The 19266-nt window shown below is 65.5% G+C and carries 18 protein-coding genes; 4 read left to right on the top strand and 14 right to left on the bottom strand.

What is annotated here, in order from left to right:
- The first annotated feature begins 130 nt into the window (after nt 1–130).
- A complete protein-coding gene (locus POM99_RS04550; protein ID WP_277275629.1) occupies nt 131–649 on the top strand; it encodes a hypothetical protein in 519 nt (172 codons plus the stop codon).
- Here POM99_RS04550 and POM99_RS04545 read toward each other — a convergent pair.
- From POM99_RS04545 to POM99_RS04500, 10 genes are all read right to left on the bottom strand, one after another.
- On the bottom strand, nt 571–1881 hold the full coding sequence (locus POM99_RS04545; protein ID WP_277275627.1) for a glycosyltransferase family 4 protein: 1311 nt from the start codon (nt 1879–1881) through the stop codon (nt 571–573). The genes POM99_RS04550 and POM99_RS04545 overlap by 79 nt on opposite strands.
- Nucleotides 1878–3113, bottom strand: coding sequence for a polysaccharide pyruvyl transferase family protein (locus POM99_RS04540; protein ID WP_277275625.1), 1236 nt, complete (start codon nt 3111–3113; stop codon nt 1878–1880). Before POM99_RS04540 ends, POM99_RS04545 begins: the two co-directional genes overlap by 4 nt.
- Nucleotides 3110–4237: a nucleotidyltransferase domain-containing protein gene (locus POM99_RS04535; RefSeq protein WP_277275623.1), complete on the bottom strand. Its 1128-nt coding sequence runs from the start codon at nt 4235–4237 to the stop codon at nt 3110–3112. The genes POM99_RS04540 and POM99_RS04535 overlap by 4 nt, the downstream gene beginning before the upstream one ends.
- Nucleotides 4234–4719 carry a lasso peptide biosynthesis B2 protein gene (locus POM99_RS04530; RefSeq protein WP_277275622.1) on the bottom strand — a complete coding sequence of 162 codons (486 nt, stop codon included), beginning with the start codon at nt 4717–4719 and terminating at the stop codon, nt 4234–4236. Before POM99_RS04530 ends, POM99_RS04535 begins: the two co-directional genes overlap by 4 nt.
- Entirely contained in the window at nt 4716–5765 is a 1050-nt protein-coding gene (locus POM99_RS04525) for a 50S ribosomal protein L11 methyltransferase (protein WP_277275620.1), read from the bottom strand. Before POM99_RS04525 ends, POM99_RS04530 begins: the two co-directional genes overlap by 4 nt.
- Nucleotides 5766–5767: 2 nt before the next feature.
- A complete protein-coding gene (locus POM99_RS04520; protein WP_277275618.1) occupies nt 5768–7726 on the bottom strand; it encodes an asparagine synthase-related protein in 1959 nt (652 codons plus the stop codon).
- Nucleotides 7727–7754: 28 nt separating this feature from the next.
- Nucleotides 7755–8066 carry a PqqD family protein gene (locus tag POM99_RS04515; RefSeq protein WP_277275616.1) on the bottom strand — a complete coding sequence of 104 codons (312 nt, stop codon included), beginning with the start codon at nt 8064–8066 and terminating at the stop codon, nt 7755–7757.
- Nucleotides 8067–8234: 168 nt separating this feature from the next.
- Entirely contained in the window at nt 8235–8366 is a 132-nt protein-coding gene (locus tag POM99_RS04510) for a hypothetical protein (RefSeq protein ID WP_277275615.1), read from the bottom strand.
- Between the two features lie 203 nt (nt 8367–8569).
- Nucleotides 8570–9550 (bottom strand): phosphoenolpyruvate carboxykinase (ATP), encoded by a 981-nt coding sequence (locus tag POM99_RS04505; protein WP_277275614.1) that lies wholly within the window; start codon nt 9548–9550, stop codon nt 8570–8572.
- Between the two features lie 11 nt (nt 9551–9561).
- Nucleotides 9562–10509, bottom strand: a complete 948-nt coding sequence (locus POM99_RS04500; protein ID WP_277275613.1) for a hypothetical protein — start codon at nt 10507–10509, stop codon at nt 9562–9564.
- Nucleotides 10510–10686: 177 nt separating this feature from the next.
- On the opposite strand from POM99_RS04500, the gene POM99_RS04495 reads away from it, so the two are divergent.
- Nucleotides 10687–11109, top strand: coding sequence for a hypothetical protein (locus POM99_RS04495; RefSeq protein ID WP_277275612.1), 423 nt, complete (start codon nt 10687–10689; stop codon nt 11107–11109).
- On the top strand, nt 11109–11357 hold the full coding sequence (locus POM99_RS04490; protein WP_277275611.1) for a hypothetical protein: 249 nt from the start codon (nt 11109–11111) through the stop codon (nt 11355–11357). Before POM99_RS04495 ends, POM99_RS04490 begins: the two co-directional genes overlap by 1 nt.
- A gap of 22 nt (nt 11358–11379) precedes the next feature.
- Here POM99_RS04490 and POM99_RS04485 read toward each other — a convergent pair whose 3' ends face one another.
- From POM99_RS04485 to POM99_RS04470, 4 genes are all read right to left on the bottom strand, one after another.
- Nucleotides 11380–12828, bottom strand: a complete 1449-nt coding sequence (locus POM99_RS04485; protein ID WP_277275610.1) for an efflux transporter outer membrane subunit — start codon at nt 12826–12828, stop codon at nt 11380–11382.
- The gene (locus POM99_RS04480) at nt 12825–15953 is read right to left on the bottom strand and encodes an efflux RND transporter permease subunit (RefSeq protein ID WP_277275609.1); all 3129 of its coding nucleotides are present in this window, start codon (nt 15951–15953) and stop codon (nt 12825–12827) included. Before POM99_RS04480 ends, POM99_RS04485 begins: the two co-directional genes overlap by 4 nt.
- Nucleotides 15954–15963: 10 nt before the next feature.
- Nucleotides 15964–17064, bottom strand: coding sequence for an efflux RND transporter periplasmic adaptor subunit (locus POM99_RS04475; protein ID WP_277275607.1), 1101 nt, complete (start codon nt 17062–17064; stop codon nt 15964–15966).
- Between the two features lie 184 nt (nt 17065–17248).
- Complete coding sequence (locus tag POM99_RS04470) at nt 17249–17920, bottom strand: murein L,D-transpeptidase catalytic domain family protein (protein WP_277275605.1); 672 nt, start codon at nt 17918–17920, stop codon at nt 17249–17251.
- A 99-nt stretch (nt 17921–18019) separates the two neighbouring features.
- On the opposite strand from POM99_RS04470, the gene POM99_RS04465 reads away from it, so the two are divergent.
- Nucleotides 18020–19198, top strand: coding sequence for a L,D-transpeptidase family protein (locus tag POM99_RS04465; protein WP_277275603.1), 1179 nt, complete (start codon nt 18020–18022; stop codon nt 19196–19198).
- The last annotated feature ends 68 nt before the right edge of the window (nt 19199–19266 follow it).

Raw genomic sequence — 19266 nt, 5'->3', positions numbered from 1 at the left:
GTTACGCACGGTTGTGGGCATAATTAGGCCCGTATCCGAGATTTTACTGAGGGAACGCCGAATATGGGTACCTGCATGTTAACCAATGCGCGCAAGTGTTCCTTGAAACCATAGGGCGCATTGCGGATGCATGAGCAAAGTTCTTGCCCGCATCACCCCCGGCCAGATTGTCCGAATCGCCAAAGTCCTGGCGATGGGAACGGCCATGATCATGACTGGCGCCTATGTGAACGACGCGCTGACGCCAGCCACGGCTGGAATCGCGGCCTTCGTTTTGGCGGTGACACTGCTGCTCGCCGTTCCGGACCAGCGTGGATCGGAATTGCTGGGCGCAGCGGCAGTCTGGATGACGACGGCGGAGTTCATGTCCGCCGCGCAGAGCCATCACTTCGACATGTGGCGCTGGGCTGTATCCGTGGCCACGCTGGCGCTGGTGATCGTGCCGTTGAAGGTGCAGTATGTGCGAGGGCTGGCGCGCAGCAACCCGTATCGCCCGCTGGGCGAGCTGGACAAGCGCAGCTGGTCAGCAGGCGCGATGCCCAGATCGCAGGGTGCCGCCGCAGCGGCCCATCACGCCCCGACAGTGGTGACCGTGGAAGCGCGCGAAGTGGAGACCGTGCCGGTCGAGCCCGAGGCCGTTCCTGCCTGAACCTGGTGGCTGCCGCCGTGAATGCGTGCGGCATAGTGATCCAGCAGGCGATCGATCCACGCATCTGGTGAAAGCGCCAGCGCATGGGTGCGGGTAAAGGCCGCCTCGCTCATGGCGCGGACCAGCGCATCGTCGCCCGCCATGCGGGAGAGCGCATCGGCGAAAGCAGCAGTGTCGCGCGGATCGACGGCGAGACCTGCGCCCGCCTTTTCGATGTCAGCAGCGAGCAGGGCGGTGTGCGGCAGGATCACCGGCAGACCGCTGCGCAGCGCTTCGGTCGCGACGAGTCCGAAGGGTTCCGGGTAGCGGCTGGGCATGACCAGCAGGCGCGCCTTGGCCGCGTGGGCGGCGATTTCCGAAGGTGCCAGGCGGCCCGTGAAGGTGGCCTGGGGATAGCGGGCGCGAAGCTGATCATTCAGCGCGCCATCGCCGACAACGGTGATCGGCATTCCCGCGCGACTGGCGGCTTCCAGCGCAAGATCGGGGCCCTTGGTGGCCTCAAGCCGGCCAACGAACAGGGCTGCGCGGTTGCTTTCGGCAGGGATGCGGGTGGCGCTGAATGGCTCGACCGGGTTTGGCAGGGCATGAATCGCCGCATCGGGGATGCCCGCCAGGCGCAGGAAGGGACGCATGCCATCGTGGATGGCAAGGACCGGCGGCATTGCCTGGGGATTGAGCGCCAGCCGTTGAAGACCAGTGCGGGCAACGCGCCAGAGCTTGTGCACGCGGTTGCGCCGATCACAGGGCGCGGCGATGCATGAGAGCGAAAGAGGGGTGCGGTGGCAGGTTGCGCCGGTGCGCAGATCGGCAAAGGCGCCGTTCGGGCAGGCGAGGAAGAAATCGTGTGCCGAGATCACCAGCCGGCCGCGGACCGGCGCGAGAGCCGACAGGATCGATGGTGACAGGATCTGCGACCAGCCGTGCAGATGATAGACCGTTTCCGGTGTATCGTGCCGTTCGATCCATTCCCGCACCATTCGTGCGGCGGCGCGGTTCCAAAGACCCTCTGCCAAGGCAGCGAGTTTGCCCTTGGCGAGGAGTCGGCCCTGGCCCAGCGTAACGGTCTCGATCCCTTCAAGCGGTTCGCCATCGTCACCCGCAAGGAACGTGACCGGGTAGCCGCGCGCGGCGAAGGCCCGGGCAGAGGCGACGGCAAGCGCGCTGGCACCGCCCATCGGGCGCGACAGGTCATTGATCACGACTATGCGGTCGATCGGGTGTGGAGGCTTCATGCGGGCAAAGGCTCCGGCAAGGATGTGCGGGGTGGGCTGGCGGCGGCCGCAGCTGCCATCAGACGACGGCCCATGGTGCTGACATCGGCGCGGGTGGAGGCGATCAGCCTTTCCAGCGCGGCGAGGTCAACGCCTTCATCACCAGCCCGGCGGATCAGCTCGCGGAGGCGCGGTTCCGGAAGGTCTGCGGTGGCGGCGATGAAATCGGCACGGCCGGCCAGCTCGAAGAAGCTGTCCAGCTTGATGTCCCAGGCCAGTCCGATGGTGGGGATGGCGAAGCTGTGCGCGGCGATGCAGGCGTGCATGCGGTGCGCCACGATCATTGCACAGCCCGAGATGAACGCGGTCAGCTCAGCCGGATTGGCGAAGGGGTTGGTGATGGTGACGGGACCCTTTGCCGCGCGGATCCACTGCGGGCCCAGGCGGGCGAGATAGGCGCGGTCTTCGGGGCTGCCGTTGGTGAAGAGGGCGACGGCATAGCCTTGCTGCACCAGAGTGCGGGCGGCCATGGCGTACCATTCGTCAAGGTCGTCATCGCCGTGGGCGTCGTCGGAGTGGTAACGCAGGGCCATGGGCGCGGTGATGCACAGGCCGGCACGAGGGGCGTCCTCAGGCAAGGGGCCGCGCGCGAAGTGCAGGCTGGCGAGGAGGCCGGGATCGCCGACGAGACCGGCGGGGGGCAAGCCGGCAGGTTCGAGCTGGCTGTCCCACGCAAGGCGCGATCGTTCATCACGAACGGCGGCAGTGGTAAGGCGGACCGACCTGAGCGCGCCGGCGAACAGCCTGCGCCCGGCAGGGGACCAGTTGCGGCTGGCGCCGACGGCGTGGACGGCGAGGGGAATGCCCTTTGCGCGCACTTCGGCAAGGGCGCCAGCGATCTTCATGGGGAAGTTGAGATCGGCATCGGTGAGGAGGTTGCCGCCCCCGAGCACGGCGGCGCTGCAGCCTTCAAGCGCGGAGCGGGCATGGCGACGCAGACGCAGGCGCACGAGTGTGGCAAGGACGAGGCGGGCGAGCCGCTGGCGCAGCCACAGCGGCAGCGCTTCGAGCACGGCGATCGCCTGCCCGCGGCGGCTGGGGCCAAGGCCCGGATAGGCGGTGCGGCCGGCGAGATCGATGGAGAAGACCTTCGCTCCGGGCAGGGCGTGTCCGAGCTCGCGCTCGAGGCATTCGGAAAGCAGCCCGTCGCCGAGATTGGGGCTGTACTTCACGTTGAGCAGGGCAATCTTCATGCTGGCGCTCCCGCAGCAGGTTTGCGGATGAGGAGGCGTGTGGCGAGGCCTGCGATTCTGGCGAGGAGGCCTTGGCCTTCGGGTCGATCGAGCAGGTCGTAGCGCATTTCGTGCCAGAGGTTCCGGGGATCTGCGGAGAAAAGATAATGCGACAGGTTCTTGAGCGTGGTGCCGCCCTCGCGCTCGGTCAGCTCGCGGCCGTCCTCTGCACCGGCAAGGCATTGCCATGACAGATCAACCAGCCGCCGCATCCGCCAATCGCGCGCCATGTCACGTTCCAGCGCAGGGGGCAGCGGGGTGCCGTGGACGCGGTGCGCGAGGACGAGGCCGGGGCCGACCATGCGGGTGAGGCGGCGGCGGCGCGCGGTTTCATAAAGTTCCTGCGCATCGATGCGGCCACAGCGAATCAGCGCGGTTAGGTCAACCAGCCACTTCAGCCGCGCCCAGCCATGTTCGCCGCCATGCGCGCAGAGATAGATCGCCTCTTCAAGCGGGGGCAGGGTGGCCACATCACGCCCAGGCAGGATCTCAACTGGCACGGTCTGCGCCGGCACAGGCAGCAGGCGCGGATTCTGGAACAGGCGCCAGTGGAGCTCCAGCGTGGTGTCCGTGCCGGGATGGTGGAACAGCAGGTCCTTGTGCCCGCGGCGCAGCGCGTCCTGCAGATCGCCTTCAAGAACATATCCTTCGCCCGAAAGCAGGGCGGAAGCGGCGGACACCTGCGATTGCGGAACCAGCAGGTCGATATCGATCGACTGGCGCAGGCCCGGACGACCAAAGGCGCGGGCGGCCGTGGCGGCACCCTTCAGCACGGTGGTGGGGATCAGGTGGCTGCCCAGCAGCGCAACGAGCCGCGCGGTTTCATGCGCCTGGCGCAGCGCGATGCCGAGCAGCGGCATAGCTTCTGCCGCCAGCGATGCCCGGAGCGGCGGCGCTTCGGGAAGGCTGGCCAGCGCATCTGCCACAAGCGCCACAACGTGATGCACCCGCGCCAGCCGCGCCACAAGCTGCCAGTCCGGCTTGCCGGCCGCGATCCGGTTCAGCGTGGCGAGATCCGCGGGCCCACGCGGCCAGGCACAGGCTGCGGCCACGAACGCCATTTCGGGGGTGCGGAACGGCATCATGCCGCGATGGCCCCTTCGGCTCCCTGCCGGCCGGCAGGGAAGGTTGCGAGCACAGCATATTGTCCGGGAGCAGGCGTACCAGTCACATCCAGCCCTTCGGCCCGCACCCACACGTGCGCATCCAGCGCCTTCTGGCCCATCGGCCGCGGAGCGACGCCGAAGAACAGCGTGCCGTCCACTCCGCGCCGCCGCAGCATCCACTGCGCGGCCAGGCCGCGTTCAAAGCACATCGAGCGCAAGGGGCTGCGCTTGGCGGCGCGGTCCACCGCCCATGCCACCAGCCAGGCGATGTCGGTGCGGCGCTGTGCATCGGGAAGCACGTTCACGGAACCGGAGATCAGCGATCCCACGCGGCGGAACGGCACGAAGCGCAGGGTAAGCGCCGCAACAAGCAGGAGCAGCAAGGCTTCGGCCAGCATCAGCCGTTCGCGGTTGCTGCACCTGCGGAACTTGCGCAGGAAATCGGTGCCTGGAACACTCATTGGGGCGGCTCCGCCCAGAACCAGGTGTCCAGCGTATCGTGCCCTCCGCCGATCGTCACCGTGGTCGGCGCATCGAGGGTGAAGGGTTCTATGCCATGGAACTGCACGCCGAACGCGGTGACTGTGTCTCCGCGGGTTTCATAGGATATGCCTTCGCCCAAGTGGAAGCGCAGCCACTGCACCACGCCGTGGACCGTGCCGGGGTGCGCAGCAACAGGCTTGCGCGCCTGCTGCTCAACCAAGTGCCGCGCGGTGCAATCGACATCGAACAGGGTCGCCGGATCGCTGGCCAAGGTGTATTCGCCCTCGCGGATCAACCGCCCGGTCTGGCGCAGGTGGTTGAAGGGGGTCAGGTCAAACCCTGCCGCCTGGGTCATTAAGCGCTTGGCCGGTTTGTGGTCTGTGGCCAGCGCGGCGATGATCTCAACACGCGACGGCAAGACAGCGGCGTCCGGTGCCAGCAACCGTTGCTGCGCATCGCGCAGCGTCGCCGCACAGCCAGCGCCCCAAAGGTTGTTCCCCAGGTTGTCCCACAGCAGCACGTCGGCCAGAGCAGGCAGGTGATCGGGCGAAAGCGCCTGCGATGCGATCGGCAGGATCGTCACCCTGTCGGAAAGGCCATTGGCCGCAACCACGGCGGTTGCAGCTTCCGCCACCACGGGATCGCGCTCACAGGCGATCACCTTTGCTGCGCCGGCGCGCGCCGCCATCATCGCGAAAAGTCCGGTGCCAGCTCCTATATCCAGCACCACGCTGTCCGGCCTGACGACCCGTGCAAGTGCTGCTTCATACAGGGCATGGCGATCATGATCCTGGACCATGGTGAAATACCATGATCCCACGTCCCGTGCCAGCACGCTGCCCGCGAGCGCGGCCACTTCAGGATCGTTGGGCGCCAAGGCCATCGCTTCATGCACCAGCGCCCGGGCCTCTGCTGCCTGGCCGCGTGGCAGCAGCAGCGTGCGGGCCAGGCGTATCATCGCCTGCGGTCGCCCGCGCACCTGCGCGACAAGCGCATCAAGCGCGGATGGAACGGAACCGTGCATTGTCAGTGGTTGCTCCCGGCAACAAGGCGCATGTGGCGTGTGGCGGAAACGCAGCGCAGCACCGCGTAGCGATAATCGATCTCCAGGCCAGGATCGGCCCAGGCCGGAGAGTCGGGTTCGGGCATCGTTTCCACCAGATGGTTGAGCCGTTCGATATCGACCATCCGGGCAGCCGGCTCGTACTCGGCAAGCCGATTGATCTCCGCCTTGAGCATGTCGCGCTCGTCATGCAGCGCCCGAGTCCAGTCAGCCGCCTGGTACCCGCGCTTGCGAGTGTGGAGAACTGCCTCGGGTGCCTGACCAGAGAGGATCGCCCGCAAGATGGCGCGCGGCTCTCCGTTCCAGCAGAGCCGCTCCACAGGTATGCGGAGCGCCAGCCGGACCAAAGCCGGGTCCGCAGTGGGATCGCGAATATCAAGCCCGAAATGCGCGAGATCGGCCTTCTTCAGGATGCCTGAATCTTCGGACAGGATGGCGATCCGGTTTGCCACGCTGGTGAACGCACCCGGTCCGATGTCAGGGAAGGCGGGCCCGGCGGCATAGGCGTCGTCGCGCAGGGGGCTGAAGCGGCGGAGCGGCAGCGTGCCCCGTCCGGTCAGCCTCTGACCGGCATCGTATACCTTGCGCGGCAGCATCGGGGCGATTGAATTCCAGACGATGCCGCTCCAGCGCATCCACCCATTGCGGACGAAGCCACGGGCAAGGCGCCACCACGTGGGCAGGCGCCCGGCGCGGAGCAATTCGGGCAGGGCTTCCACCCCGGATTCGCTGATCGTGGCGTTGCCCATCGCCGCCTGCAACAGCACGGTGAGCCGACGGCGCTTCGCCTCTTCGGCGATGGCGTCCACCCAAGGCAGGTTGCAGATGTTGAGGACCGGCATCCCATAGCGCAGCAGCGCCCGCTCCATGCCTTCGATCGGACCGGTAGTGGCGGTGACGCGGACATGATCGACATTGGCATGCATGGCCGCAGTCTGTGCCGCCAGATCACCTTCATCACCGATGTATCGGGAAGGAAGCGGAGCTTTCGGTCCCGGCCGGGGCACGGCGGTAAAAGCGCAGACCCGCCCGCCCGAAGGCGCAAGCAGCCGAGCGGCGGTGACGACCACCGCCGTGGAATCGAACCCCGCGCTCAAATGGGCCGCCACTTCGCTGCCCGCACCCCGCAGCGAGGCGGCAACGGCGGCATCGAGAGCCGCAGACAGGGCTGCTTCATATTCGGCCTGATTGGCCAGGCGCAGAGGGGTGGTGTCAGGCTCCCAGTGCCGGACCTGCGTGACCTTATCGGATTGCGGCTGCCACGTGGCGACATGGCCGGGCAGCACGCGTTCCAGCCCGGCATAGGGTGTATGCGTGCCCTCGAACTCGATGGCACGCAGGAAGCTTTCGTATCCCTGTTCATTGGCCGCGCGGGGCAGGTGAGGAAGTGCGTTGAGCCCTTCGGGCATGGAGGCTGCCCAGAGTCCATTTTGCGAAACGTGGAACAGCAGCGGTCGGTCGCCGGTGAAATCGCGGGCGAGCAAGACGCGTCCTGTGGCAACCTCGATGGCTATGATCGCAAAGGGGCCGTCGATGTGCTGCGGCGCGTCGGTGCCCCAGCGTTCGAAGGCGTGAGCGACCAGCATCGCGTCTGATAGCTGCGCAGCTGCCGCCTCGGGCAGGTCCAGCGCGGTGGCCAGACCTGCGCGATCCGTCAGTCGTACGTCCGCAGCGACGGTCCATCGTGGATTTGGCAGCGCTGTGCGTGCGAGGGGCGACAACGGGTCGGGATAACGATCTTCATCGAGCAGCGGCATCAACCGTTTGCCGATCACCGCAGACGCGCCATCAGGCAAGGTCGATTGGGTGAGCTGTGTCGGCACCTCGCCAAAGCGGGCAAGGGCTGCGGCCATCCGGTCCGCTTCGGCGCGGACGGTTGTGTCGTGGCCATCGCAACGCACTGCGGCGAAGATGGCGGTCATAGTGCTGTTCCCCGGACCTCTTGCCCGATCAGGCCCGCTCGGCCAGGCCGATTTCGACCAGCTCACGCAACAGATCGGCAGTTTGCGTCGCACATGTCTGCGCAGGAACGTCGTAGACCTGCAGGAGCGACTGTGTGACTTCGCGCGCGCTGGCAGGGGTTTCGATCAGCTGCCAGATGCGCGATGCCACCCGGTTCAGGCCGAAACACGTGCCGGTGTTCAGATCGAGCGCCACGACCTGTCCGTCAATTTCCGCAGTCGTTGCGTTGGCGGAGCGGCGCACTGCCAGATCGAAATCGGCCTGCAGGCGGGCGTCGGCGGGAAGGGCGGCGGTTTCCATCGTGGTGGTTTCCCGATTGGCGGTGCTGAACCTGGTTGTGCGGAAACGGATTTACCCGCCGTGCGATGGTATGGCGCGGCCGGATTCTTGAATGAAGATCGATTTTTACGGCGTTGCCGCAAATGGCCGGCGCGGTGGCACGAAGGCCACCGCGCCGGAGGCGTCCTATCAGGAAGCCATACCCATGTTGCTATTGCCTTCGCCGGTGGGGGCGTTGGCGTTTTCGGCATCAGCAGCGGCCATACGAATGATCGCCGGCTGTTCCCACGTTTCCGTGGTCTTGGTGGTCTGTTCGGTCATTGCTGCCTCACGTTGATTGAGCGTTTGCTCCGCTACCGGATCGGGCAGGCTGAACAGCCAAACTTTTCCGGCGATTTTACGCTAAGTAAAAGCCATTAATGCAACAAGCCTTTCCGGCTCGTGTTGCACCCGTATCGGGCGTATTCCATCAGTCTGACACCATTATCGACCAATGATATAAGTGATTATACTTATATTGTGGGTCAAGGGGCTGGCAGGTTAACCATACTTTCTTTCGCAGTGCACAATTCGGCGATGCCGCGTGCATGCTCTTCCACGGCGCGCGATTCCGATTCGAATCGGTCCAGACCCCAGTTCCGGCGGAACGAGAACACCGGAACCTGGCCGATCAACCCCATCGCACTTGCGAGATATCCTGCCGTGCGACCCATGTGATCGGCAAAGCGCCTGCGGTAGATATTGGCGGTGGCGACCTCTGCGGCGGCCAGACCTTTGACCTGCTGGATGGAGGGTCGCGGATCGGGCTCGTTAACCTTGTTCTGCGTCAGAAGATGGTAAATGCCGCCGATGGGCATCGCATCAATCTGGGGGGCGCTGACCATTACGGCCTCGAACTTGTCGTCTTCCCAAGGCAATGTCAGCAGGCCTTCAACCGGGCGGCCGAGCAGTTCGAGCGACTGACGCCACAGGCGCATGCGCGGCATGCCGGGCAAGGCCAGCGGCGGCTGACCGGGCCTGACCTGCACGGCACAGAGATCGTCGGTCAGCAAGGGGTGGCCGCGGCGTTCGAACCAGGCGGCAAGGGTGGACTTTCCCGCGCCGGAATCCCCGCAGAACAGGAAGGCGCGGCCGCCGATGGCCACCGCATTGCAGTGTATCGGCAGCAGCGCGCGCTGGTGCAGCAGGATGCCAAGCGCGGAGCCGGTGAGATAGATGTCCACTTCCCGATCGGTGGCGCCGGGCCAGCGATCGACGGTGATGCGATTGCCGTTCTCGATCAGGTAGGTGCCCGCTTCCTCGATGTGCATGCACATGCCCTGAGGCAGGGGGGCAAGCTGGGCGAAGTCCTCAACCACATACTGCGCCGGCATGGTGACGGGCGCTTCGATGATGGTGACGTCCGGGTCAGCCGGAACAGCCACGGCACAGCCTTCGAGGCCGGCAATCGGGCGCATGCCCGCAAAGACAAGGCCATAAAGCCGCCAGGCGTGGGTGAACATCATGATGTTCGGGTTCAGCTGCGCGCAATCGGGCGCAGGCGGTCAAACTCTTCAACCAGCACGCCCAGTTCAGGCAGGGCGAAATGGTGGGCCCACCTTGCGGGTTTGACCAGATCGCGCGAGCCGGCGGGACGGTAGTGCAGAAACAGCAGCGTGCAGGCCGGCTTGCCGCGGGCCGGCGTAGTGCCGCCGCGGGGGTTGGCGATTGGGCGTGGCGCGCGGTAATGCCACTGCGCGCTGCCGGAAAAGAGTGTCGCGTCGCCAGGCGCCATCACCAGCGGTGTGAAGCCAAGTGCGGGATCAGCCATGATGCGATCGGGTTCGAACATGCGGAAATCGGAAGCGCGCGGCCAGTCGATGGTGCGGCTGACGTGCAGCGGCCACGGCTCGTCCTGATCGATGCAGATGTCCAGAGTCCACTTGGCCTCCGGCTCGTCAAGATGGAGACCGCAGCGGCCGTCGTCACCATAAAGGCTCAGGAAGTTGTAGGCCGGCTCTACCGGCTCACCGGCAATGTCCGAAACCAGTGGGGCCATGCGCACGGCAAGGTCAGTGAAAGGAAGGTGATCGTGCACCACGATCCGCCCGAACATGGCGCGTTCGTGAAGCTCGGGACGCTGCAGGGCGACCGTGCGGGCCTCTTGCCGCAGCCAGCCGAGCAGGGCGGGGTCGATCAGGCCCCGCTCCACCCGCGCGGAGAAATCGCGCTGGGTGCGCAGCGCGGCGATGCCCTGCTCAAACCGCTCCACGGCATCTGGACGGACAAGCTGCAGAAAATGGCGCGCGGCTTCAAACCGGGCAAGGAAGCCGCTGTCGTACCAGCGGGTCTTGGGCAGCATGGTGATGACCATCTGCGCCACCGCACGCAGCCGCGCCCAATCCAGCGCTGGCGCGGGATGCGCTTGCTGCGGGAGGGGGCGCTTGGCCTCGGTTGATGAATGGCTGGGGGTGACTGAGGGCATATACGTATTTTCGCCTGGGGTGCTCTCCGGGGCAAGCGCGGTTGAATCCGTATCACACCCGCTTTGGAGGTTATGCCGCACGCGCTGCCGCAGGATGACGCGCAACTTCAACGACAAGTCGGGATAAACAATTGATATTGCCGCGTTCCTCTTCTTGCCAAGAAGGGGGACCCCGACATGGCGGATATCGATAGCCACCCTCGGGACGCGGGGCTCATCGCCGTGAAGGCGGCGCTTAAGGACGGTCAGACCGTCGCCCGGACCCGGCAGTCCGGGCTGGAAATCGAATTACGGCGACAAGGTGTGGACCTGTCGACAGTACTGCGCAGAAAAGGCGCGGGCGGCCTTGCGCTGCGGCTGCCGCTGTTTGACGCCGATGCCGCCTGCGAGGTGAACGACACTGGGGATCGGCTGGAGCAGACTGTGGATGGGATCGCTGCTCGGGTAAGGATGGTGCTTGAGCGGGACGACTTCGGGCCTGAGCAGTTTCGTCTGACCTTGCGCGCCGAACCGCACCAGCCGCTGGTGCTGAAAGAGCTGGGGCGGCGCTGGTCTATTGCACCCGTGCGTACAAGCGCTTTCGAGATGCACCGTTCGTGATGTTCTCGGACCACTGCGTGCGTGCGGACCAGCTCTTCGACGACAATACAGCCAGCTTCAGGCTCGATGGGCTGGGCGGTTGCAGGGCGCGGCTTATGCTGCGCTTCAACGGCGAACTGCCGGCAGCGGAAGCGATAGGCCTGCGTTCGCTGGACGGGTGCGATTTCACCTGGAAGCGAGAGGGAGGCCGCCTTTGCACCGAAGTGCCGGCCAATGGCAGCTTCCTGCTGCGCTGGGCAGCGTCGTGAAGGCGGGAAAGGCCTGCTTGCCTTAAGGTGTCAGCCCACCGCCCAGAACGCGGTAGAGTGTGACCATGTTGGTCGCCCGCTGCAGCCGGGCGGCCACCAGCGCCTGCCGCGCGGCATAGGCTGTGCGCTGCGCATCAAGCGGCTCAAGATAGCTGGCGATGCCAGCGGTGAAACGCGACTGGGAAATGCGCGAGGCCTTCACGGCGTTGTCGACCAGCGATTGCTGCGCGGCCAGCTTGGCATCGATGGTGCCACGCCGGGCGAGGGCGTCGGCGACATCGCGGAAGGCGGCCTGGATGGCGCCTTCATAGTTGGCAACTGCGGCATCGCGCGCCGCTTTTGCTCCCTTCAGCGTGTTGGCCCGTGCGCCACCGTCGAAAAGGGTCTGTGTCGCGGCGCCAGTAGCGCTCCAGCGGAAGCTGCCGCCATCAAACAGGTTGGACAGACCGGTGCTGGCCAGGCCGAGCAGGCCTGTGAGCGAGATCGTGGGAAACATCGCCGCCCGGGCCGCGCCCACGTTGGCATTGGCTGAGAGCAGCTGGTGTTCTGCCTGCAACACATCGGGCCGGCGCAGCAGCACGGCGGAATCCAGTCCGACGGGCAACTGCAGCCGCAACTGGTCGCCTGCGCCCAGCGTGGTGGGCAGGAGCTCTACCGGCACCGGCGCCCCCGCCAGCAGATCCAGCGCGTTCTTCGCCTGAGCCAGCGAGGTGGTGAAGTCCGCCACGTCGGCGCGTGCGCTGTCCACCTGGGTCTGCGCCTGTGCGACTTCCAGGCCGGTGCCGATCCCTTCGCGTTCGCGCTTCAGGCTGATCGAGAGCGTGGCCTGCCGGCTCTTGAGGGTGTCCTGCGCCACGGCCAGCGCATCTGCCGTGGCCGCATGGGTCAACCAGGCGGTGGCGACTTCTCCCACCAGCGCGATCTGCGTCGCCTTGCGGCCTTCGTCGGTGGCGAGATAGCTCTCGAACGCGGCACGGCTCAGCGCGGCGCGGCGGCCGAACAGGTCTATCTCGAACGCGGCGAGATTGCCGGTGATGCTGTATTGTTCAAAGTTGCCGGCGCCATTGCCGCCACCACCAATGCCGCCGTTGCCGCCGCCGCCCACAAGGCCGCCATTGTTGACCGCGCTGTGCGAAACGGTCGCTCCGGCGCCGCCGGTGATCGTTGGGAACTGCCCGGCGCGTTGCACGCGGTATTGCGCGCGGGCCTGTTCCACGTTGGCCAAGGTAACGCGCAGGTCACGATTCTGGGCGATGGCGAGGCCGATCACCTGCTGCAGGCGGGGATCGGTGAAAAAGTCTTTCCAGCCCAGCGCATCGACCTGCTTGTCGCCCGCCCCCAGCGCAGGATAGGCCGCGCCTTGGGGCAGCGCGGGCGGCACCGGCGCATCAGGCCGCACATACTTGGGCATCATGCTGCAGGCTGCCAAGCCGGCCAGCGGCACGACCAACATGGAACGCATGGCTTTCATGCGGATGCCTCCGCCTGGGGCGCAGGCTTGCTTCCGCGCTGTATGGCGCGCTTCACCAGCACGAAGAACAGCGGCACGAAGAAGATGGCAAGGATGGTGGCGGTGAACATGCCGCCCATCACCGCCGTGCCAATGGCGCGACGCCCGTTTCCGCCCGCGCCGCTGGCAAAGACCAGCGGGATGACGCCCGCGATGAAGGCCACGCTGGTCATCACGATCGGGCGGAAGCGCAGGCGCGCGGCTTCTAACGCGGCGTCGCGCGCGCTGGCGCCGCGTTGCAGCGCGGCTTCGGCAAACTCCACGATCAGGATCGCATTCTTGGCAGAGAGGCCGATGGTGGTGAGCAGGGCGACCTGGAAGAAGATGTCGTTGTCAAATCCGCGCAGGGTAACTGCCAGCACCGCGCCGACCACGCCGAGCGGGATCACCAGCAGCACCGCAACGGGAACGGACCAGCTTTCATAAAGGGCGGCAAGGCACAGGAAGATGAAGAAGATCGACGCGCCGAACAGCAGGCCGGTCTGGCTCGATGTGGCGCGTTCCTGATACGAAAGACCGGACCATGCCACGGTGAAGCCTCCATCGAGCTTGTCGGCCAGCGCCTCGATCGCATTCATCGCCGTGCCCGAGCTGACACCGGGTGCTCCCGTTCCCTGCAACTGTTGCGCCGGGATGCCATTGAAGCGGCGCAGCAGCGGGGAGCCGACCGTCCAGTGCGCAGTGGCGAACGCCGAAAGCGGGGCCATTTCTCCATTGCGACCGCGCACGAACCACTGGCCGATGTCTGACGGAGCCGAACGGTAAGGCGCATCGCCTTGCACATAGACGCGCTTCACGCGGCCGCGATCGACGAAATCGTTGACATAGGCACCGCCCCACGCGGCGGAAATGGTGGAGTTTATGTCAGCCGGCGACACCTGCAGCGCCGTTGCGGCTGCATCGTTGATGTCAAGCTTCAGCTGCGATGTGTCCTCGATGCCGCCGTAGCGGACCTGCGCCAGTTGCGGATCGCCGCCGGCCAATTCCACCAGCTGCTTGCGCGCGGCGGTCAGCGCGTCCTTGCCCAGTCCGGTGGCATCCTGCAGCCACATTTCGAAGCCGGCTGACTGGCCGAGCCCACGGATCGCGGGTGGGGCAAGTACCAGCACTTGCCCGGCGATCTCTGTCTTCGCGAAATGCTGGTTCAGCCGCTTGGTGATGGCGGCGGCGGTGTTGGCCGGTCCGGAGCGTTCGTCCCAGTCCTTCAGCATGATCCAGCCCTGGCCGATGTTCTGGCCATTACCCTGGATCTGGCTGCGGCCAGTGGCCATGAACACATGGGTGACGTTCGCGCTTTCGGCCTTCAGGACATAGTCCGCGATCTTGCGCTGGTAATCGCGTGTCTTGTCCAGCGTGGTGCCCGGCGGCATCGTAACTGAAACGGTCATGTTGCCCTGGTCTTCCTCGGGCAGGAAGCTGGTGGGCAGGCGCGCCTCGAGCAGCGCCACCACGCCGCATATCGCGAAGAAGCCCAGCACCCATGGCAGCGGACGCCGGATGACGCCGACCAGGCGCTTCTGGTATCCGTGCTGGAGGTTCGAGTAGCGTTTGTTGAAGCCTGCGAAGAAGCGGCCCTGCGGCTTGTCGGTATGCTTCAGCAAGGTGGCGCATAGCGCTGGCGTGAGCACGAGGGCGACCGCGACCGACAGCGCCATGGCCGAAACGATGGTGACCGAGAACTGGCGATAGATCACGCCCGTGGAACCGCCGAAGAACGCCATCGGGATGAACACGGCGGACAGGACCAGTGAAATGCCGATCAGCGCCGAGGTGATCTCATCCATCGACTTCACCGTCGCCTCCAACGGTGGAAGATGCTCCTCCGCCATCACGCGCTCGACGTTCTCCACCACCACGATGGCGTCGTCGACCAGCAGGCCGATGGCGAGCACGACGCCGAACATGGTCAGGGTGTTGATGGTGTAGCCGACGGCGGAAAGGATGCCGAAGGTTCCCAGCAGCACCACCGGCACGGCGATCGCGGGGATGAGTGTAGCGCGCCAGTTCTGCAGGAACAGGAACATCACCACCACGACGAGCGCGATGGCCTCGAGCAGGGTCTTGACCACTTCATCGATGGAAATCTTGACGAAGGTGCTTGTGTCGCGCGGATAGGCTATGGCGTATTGCGACGGCATGTCCTTCGCGATTTCATCCACCTTGGCCTTCACGGCGAGGGCTGTACTCATCGCGTTGGCGCCCGAGGCCAGGTTCACGAAAAGGCCGGTGGCGGGATAGCCATCGAGCTTGGAGACGGAGGAGTAGTTCTCCATCCCCATTTCGATGCGGGCAACATCCCGGAGGCGAACGGCCGAACCATCGACCTGCGTCTTGACGATGACGTTCTTGAAATCGTCAACCGTTTGCAGGCGCGAACGCGCGGTGACTGTGGCGTTGAGCGCCTGTCCTTCGGGCGCGGGCTGGGCGCCCACCTCGCCAGCGGAGACCTGCGTGTTCTGCGCCTGCAGCGCCGCCGTGACATCGGCCAGCATCAGCTTGTTGGCAGCAAGGCGCACCGGATCGAGCCAGATGCGCATGGCATATTGCGAGCCGAACACGTCGGCATTGCCCACGCCCTGCACGCGGCTGATCGGATCGAGGAAATGGACCGCGAGGTAATCTGCAATGTCCGCGTTGTCGGCTTTGCCGCTCTTGTCATAGAGCGCCATCATCAGCAGGAAATCCGACTGTGCCTTGTTGACCGAAAGACCTTGCTGCTGGACCTGCTGCGGCAGGCGGGTAAGCGCCCGCTGCAGCACGTTCTGCACCTGCACTTGCGCGGTATCGGGATCGACACTCTTGTCGAATGTGGCGGTGATCTGCGCCTGGCCGTTGTTGCTGGTGGAGGTGAAATAGAGCATCCCGTCGATGCCCTTGAGCTGCTGCTCAAGCACCTGGGTAACGCTGTTCTCGATGGTTTGTGCGTCGGCGCCGGGATAGTTGGCGCTGACCGAGATCGTTGGCGGGGCGATATCGGGATACTGTTCCACCCCCATGGTCGATACGGCAAGCGCACCCGCTGCCATGACCACGATGGCGAGCACCCAGGCAAAGATCGGCCGGTGGGCGAAGAAACGACTGATCATTGCGGCAGCCTTACTGCTCGCCCGCGCGGGCGAGCGCCGGGACCACCTTCACGGTCGCACCGGGCTTGGCCTTCATCTGCCCCTCCACCACGATGCGCTCGCCTGGCTTCAGGCCGGAGGTGACAAGCCAGTCTGACCCCACCGGGTTTTCGGCCACCACGGTGCGCTGTTCCACCACGTTCTTTTCATTGACGACGAGAACCAGCGCGTGGCCCTTCGGGTCGCGGGTCACCGCGCCCTGCGGCACGCGGATGCCGTTGGGGACGAGCCCCTGCGTCAGCCGCGCCTTGACGAACAGGCCGGGCAGCAGATCGCCAGAAGGATTGGGCACGGTTGCGCGCAGGGTGACGGTGCCGGTCTCCTCGTTCACGTCGATGTCGGCAAAGTCGAGCTTGCCCTTCACGGGGTATTCGGTGCCGTCCGCCAGTACGATGGTGACCGGGGCGGCATTGTCGGCAGCCAGCTGCCCGTTCTTCAGCGCGCGGCGCAAGGCCATGAAATCGGCACTGGATTGCTGGATGTCCACCCAGATCGGATCGAGCCGCTGCACCTTGGCCAGCGGATCGGCCTGGCTGGCGGTGACGAGCGCGCCCTTGGTGACGCTGGACCGGCCGATGCGGCCACTGATCGGCGAAGAAACGCGGGTGAAGCCGAGGTTGACGCTGGCACTGGCCAGCGCGGCGCGGGCCTGTGCCACCGCGGCCCGGCTCTGGTTGTAGGCGGCAAGGGCATCGGCTGCATCCTGCTTGCTCACCCCGCCTTCTGCCGAAAGCGTGCGGAAGCGTTCGGCCTTCAGGCGGTTTGCCTCGACAGTCGCCTCGGCGCTGGCGAGCGCGGCGCGCGCCTGCTGATTTGAGGCCGCGTAAAGGCGGGAATCGATCTGGTAGAGCGGCTGGCCGGCGCGGACCCAGCTGCCTTCGGCAAAGAGGCGGTCGGTGACGATGCCGGAAACCTGCGGACGTACTTCCGCGACGAGCGAGGCTGCGGTGCGTCCAGAAAGCTCGGTCTCGAGCGGAACCGCCTCGGCCTTGGCAGTGATCACGCCGACGACGATCGGAGGCTTGGGCTTCTGGGCATCCGCGCCGCATCCGGAAAGGGGAGCGGCGATCAACAGGATAGGAAGGAGATGACGCAAGAGACCAGACTCGCCCGGCAAAATCAGAACGGGCGCTCCGGTAGCACAGCAAGCATGTTGCGAAAGCAACAACTTAACCATCGATGCGCCCTGCGACACTTTGGTGCAATTGCGCGCCTTGTCACCTTCTTTCTAGGACAGCTGTCAAATTTCCTTCCGGTCAGCGTGCGGCGTAGATCAGCCTGCCAGGGCCGAGCCGTTCGAGCACCTTGGAAATCTCCGATTGCGACACCGCAAAGCACCCTTGGCTACGGCCGATCCGGCCGAGGTCTGCCGCCATGCCCGCATCGACATACGAGGCCGCGTGGATGACGATGCCACGATCGAGCGCCATGCTGTTTTCCGCGTCCAAGCCCAGCAGCTTGCGCGAGCGGCCATGCTTGCCGACATAGGTTTGCCCGGTGAGGAAGCTGCCGCTGCACGAAGCTTCTGAGCCCGGACGGTTGGACAGGTGCTCCACCCAGCCACTGTTTGCGGGGTCCGATCCCTTCCCGTGGGCGACAAGATGCGTTGACGCCACCTTGCCCGCTTCGAGATCGACCAGAAAGAAACGCGGTGTGCGCGATGGCGCGGAAAAATCGACGATGCCGATCATGTCGCGCGCGGCAATCCGGCCGCCATGGGCATCGAGCGCGGCCAGTGCGCGCGGCAGCAAGGCCGGCGCATTCGCAATCGCAGGCTGCTCAATCGTGGAATGCGGCAGCACGCCATTGCCCAGCGGCCCCCAGCGATCATGCGCAGGAACAACGGCATTGGCCGCAGAACGCGGATAGAGAAGGGTGGCTGCAGTTCCGGCAAAAGCGCCGAGAAACTGGCGCCTGCCAAGATTCATCGTGCGAGACCCCGATTTTTGTTCTCGATCATACAATGGGTTGCAAACCTTACTAAATCCAAGGGGAAGGAGCAGGACATGCGGCGAACCGTGCTTGGGATGGCATTGACCGTTATCGCGGCGGGAACCATTCCCGCGCCCTGCCACGCCCAGCCGCAGGCCGCGCCCGCCTTGGCGCAGTCGGCCGATCCTGCTGCGGTTGCCGGGCGCTGGACCGCCCCCTTGCTCGATTCGCTGCAAAGATGGCTGGCCCGTTCGGACGATTTCGGCCTGCCGCTGCTCGATCTCGGCCCGCTGGCAGAAGCGCGCAGGCGGGGCGATGCCGCCACGCTCGACAGGGTCGCAAATGCGCTGGCGCTGCAACTGGCCCGGCAGCACGCACTGGGCTGGATGAACGATAGGGCACGCGGCGGCTGGCACATACCCGACAGCGATCGTGCCGCTGACCTTCAGGGGCAACTCGGCCGCGCCGTCGCGACTGGATCGCTCGACAGGTTCCTTGACGACCTTCAGCCGCTACACCCTGATTTCTCCGCCCTGCGTGAATCTCTTTGGCAAGAGGCCGACCCGGCCCGTCGCGCCACCATCGCACGCAATATGGAACGGTGGCGCTGGCTGCCGCGCGGCCTTGGCGACGAATACCTGCTGGTGAACACGGCCGCGTTCACCGTCGAACTTTGGCGCGGTGGCCGCAGGGTGGATCGCTGGCGGGTGATCGTCGGCAAGCCTTCCAGTCCCACTCCCGTGTTTGCCGCGATGGTAACGGGCGTGACGCTCAACCCGTGGTGGGACATTCCCCCCAGCATCGTGCGCGAAAGCGTAGGCGGGCTGGTCCGGCGCAACCCGAAGCTGGCAGCGCGGCGCGGCTATGTGTGGGGCGGCGGGCGCTATCGCCAGCGGCCCGGCGCGGGCAACGCCTTGGGGACAATGAAGTTGGCAATGGCGAATCCGTTCAATGTCTATCTCCACGATACGCCGACGAAGGCGTTGTTTGATCAGGAAGTGCGCGCCTTCAGCCACGGCTGCGTGCGCGTTGACCGTCCGCTTGACCTTGCCGCTGCACTGCTGGGCGCTGCATCAGACCGTGTGAGCATTGATCGGGCAGTCGCGAGTGGTCGTACGGTCACCTTGCCGCTGGCCCACGCAATTCCCGTCTACATCGCCTATTTCACGGCGGAACCTGCTGCCGACGGCGCCATCCAGTTCCTGCCTGACATTTATGGCCGCGACTCGATCATGGGTGATGCAAAGGACCGGCGGACGCCATCCCCGGCTTGAGTGCAGCCTTTGAAGTCAGTTTTCAGTCAAGAATATGTAACTAAAATGTAATAATTCTATCGAGGCAT

Source organism: Novosphingobium cyanobacteriorum, assembly GCF_029436685.1.
Classification (GTDB): Bacteria; Pseudomonadota; Alphaproteobacteria; order Sphingomonadales; family Sphingomonadaceae; genus Novosphingobium; species Novosphingobium cyanobacteriorum.
This window is presented reverse-complemented; position numbering and strand designations above follow the sequence as displayed.

What these genes read in the sequence shown, in the direction of transcription:
- POM99_RS04550 (WP_277275629.1), top strand. Translation starts at nt 131, where the DNA reads ATGAGCAAAGTTCTTGCCCGCATCACCCCCGGCCAGATTGTCCGAATC.
- POM99_RS04545 (WP_277275627.1), bottom strand. Translation starts at nt 1,881, where the DNA reads ATGAAGCCTCCACACCCGATCGACCGCATAGTCGTGATCAATGACCTG.
- POM99_RS04540 (WP_277275625.1), bottom strand. Translation starts at nt 3,113, where the DNA reads ATGAAGATTGCCCTGCTCAACGTGAAGTACAGCCCCAATCTCGGCGAC.
- POM99_RS04535 (WP_277275623.1), bottom strand. Translation starts at nt 4,237, where the DNA reads ATGATGCCGTTCCGCACCCCCGAAATGGCGTTCGTGGCCGCAGCCTGT.
- POM99_RS04530 (WP_277275622.1), bottom strand. Translation starts at nt 4,719, where the DNA reads ATGAGTGTTCCAGGCACCGATTTCCTGCGCAAGTTCCGCAGGTGCAGC.
- POM99_RS04525 (WP_277275620.1), bottom strand. Translation starts at nt 5,765, where the DNA reads ATGCACGGTTCCGTTCCATCCGCGCTTGATGCGCTTGTCGCGCAGGTG.
- POM99_RS04520 (WP_277275618.1), bottom strand. Translation starts at nt 7,726, where the DNA reads ATGACCGCCATCTTCGCCGCAGTGCGTTGCGATGGCCACGACACAACC.
- POM99_RS04515 (WP_277275616.1), bottom strand. Translation starts at nt 8,066, where the DNA reads ATGGAAACCGCCGCCCTTCCCGCCGACGCCCGCCTGCAGGCCGATTTC.
- POM99_RS04510 (WP_277275615.1), bottom strand. Translation starts at nt 8,366, where the DNA reads ATGACCGAACAGACCACCAAGACCACGGAAACGTGGGAACAGCCGGCG.
- POM99_RS04505 (WP_277275614.1), bottom strand. Translation starts at nt 9,550, where the DNA reads ATGATGTTCACCCACGCCTGGCGGCTTTATGGCCTTGTCTTTGCGGGC.
- POM99_RS04500 (WP_277275613.1), bottom strand. Translation starts at nt 10,509, where the DNA reads ATGCCCTCAGTCACCCCCAGCCATTCATCAACCGAGGCCAAGCGCCCC.
- POM99_RS04495 (WP_277275612.1), top strand. Translation starts at nt 10,687, where the DNA reads ATGGCGGATATCGATAGCCACCCTCGGGACGCGGGGCTCATCGCCGTG.
- POM99_RS04490 (WP_277275611.1), top strand. Translation starts at nt 11,109, where the DNA reads ATGTTCTCGGACCACTGCGTGCGTGCGGACCAGCTCTTCGACGACAAT.
- POM99_RS04485 (WP_277275610.1), bottom strand. Translation starts at nt 12,828, where the DNA reads ATGAAAGCCATGCGTTCCATGTTGGTCGTGCCGCTGGCCGGCTTGGCA.
- POM99_RS04480 (WP_277275609.1), bottom strand. Translation starts at nt 15,953, where the DNA reads ATGATCAGTCGTTTCTTCGCCCACCGGCCGATCTTTGCCTGGGTGCTC.
- POM99_RS04470 (WP_277275605.1), bottom strand. Translation starts at nt 17,920, where the DNA reads ATGAATCTTGGCAGGCGCCAGTTTCTCGGCGCTTTTGCCGGAACTGCA.
- POM99_RS04465 (WP_277275603.1), top strand. Translation starts at nt 18,020, where the DNA reads ATGGCATTGACCGTTATCGCGGCGGGAACCATTCCCGCGCCCTGCCAC.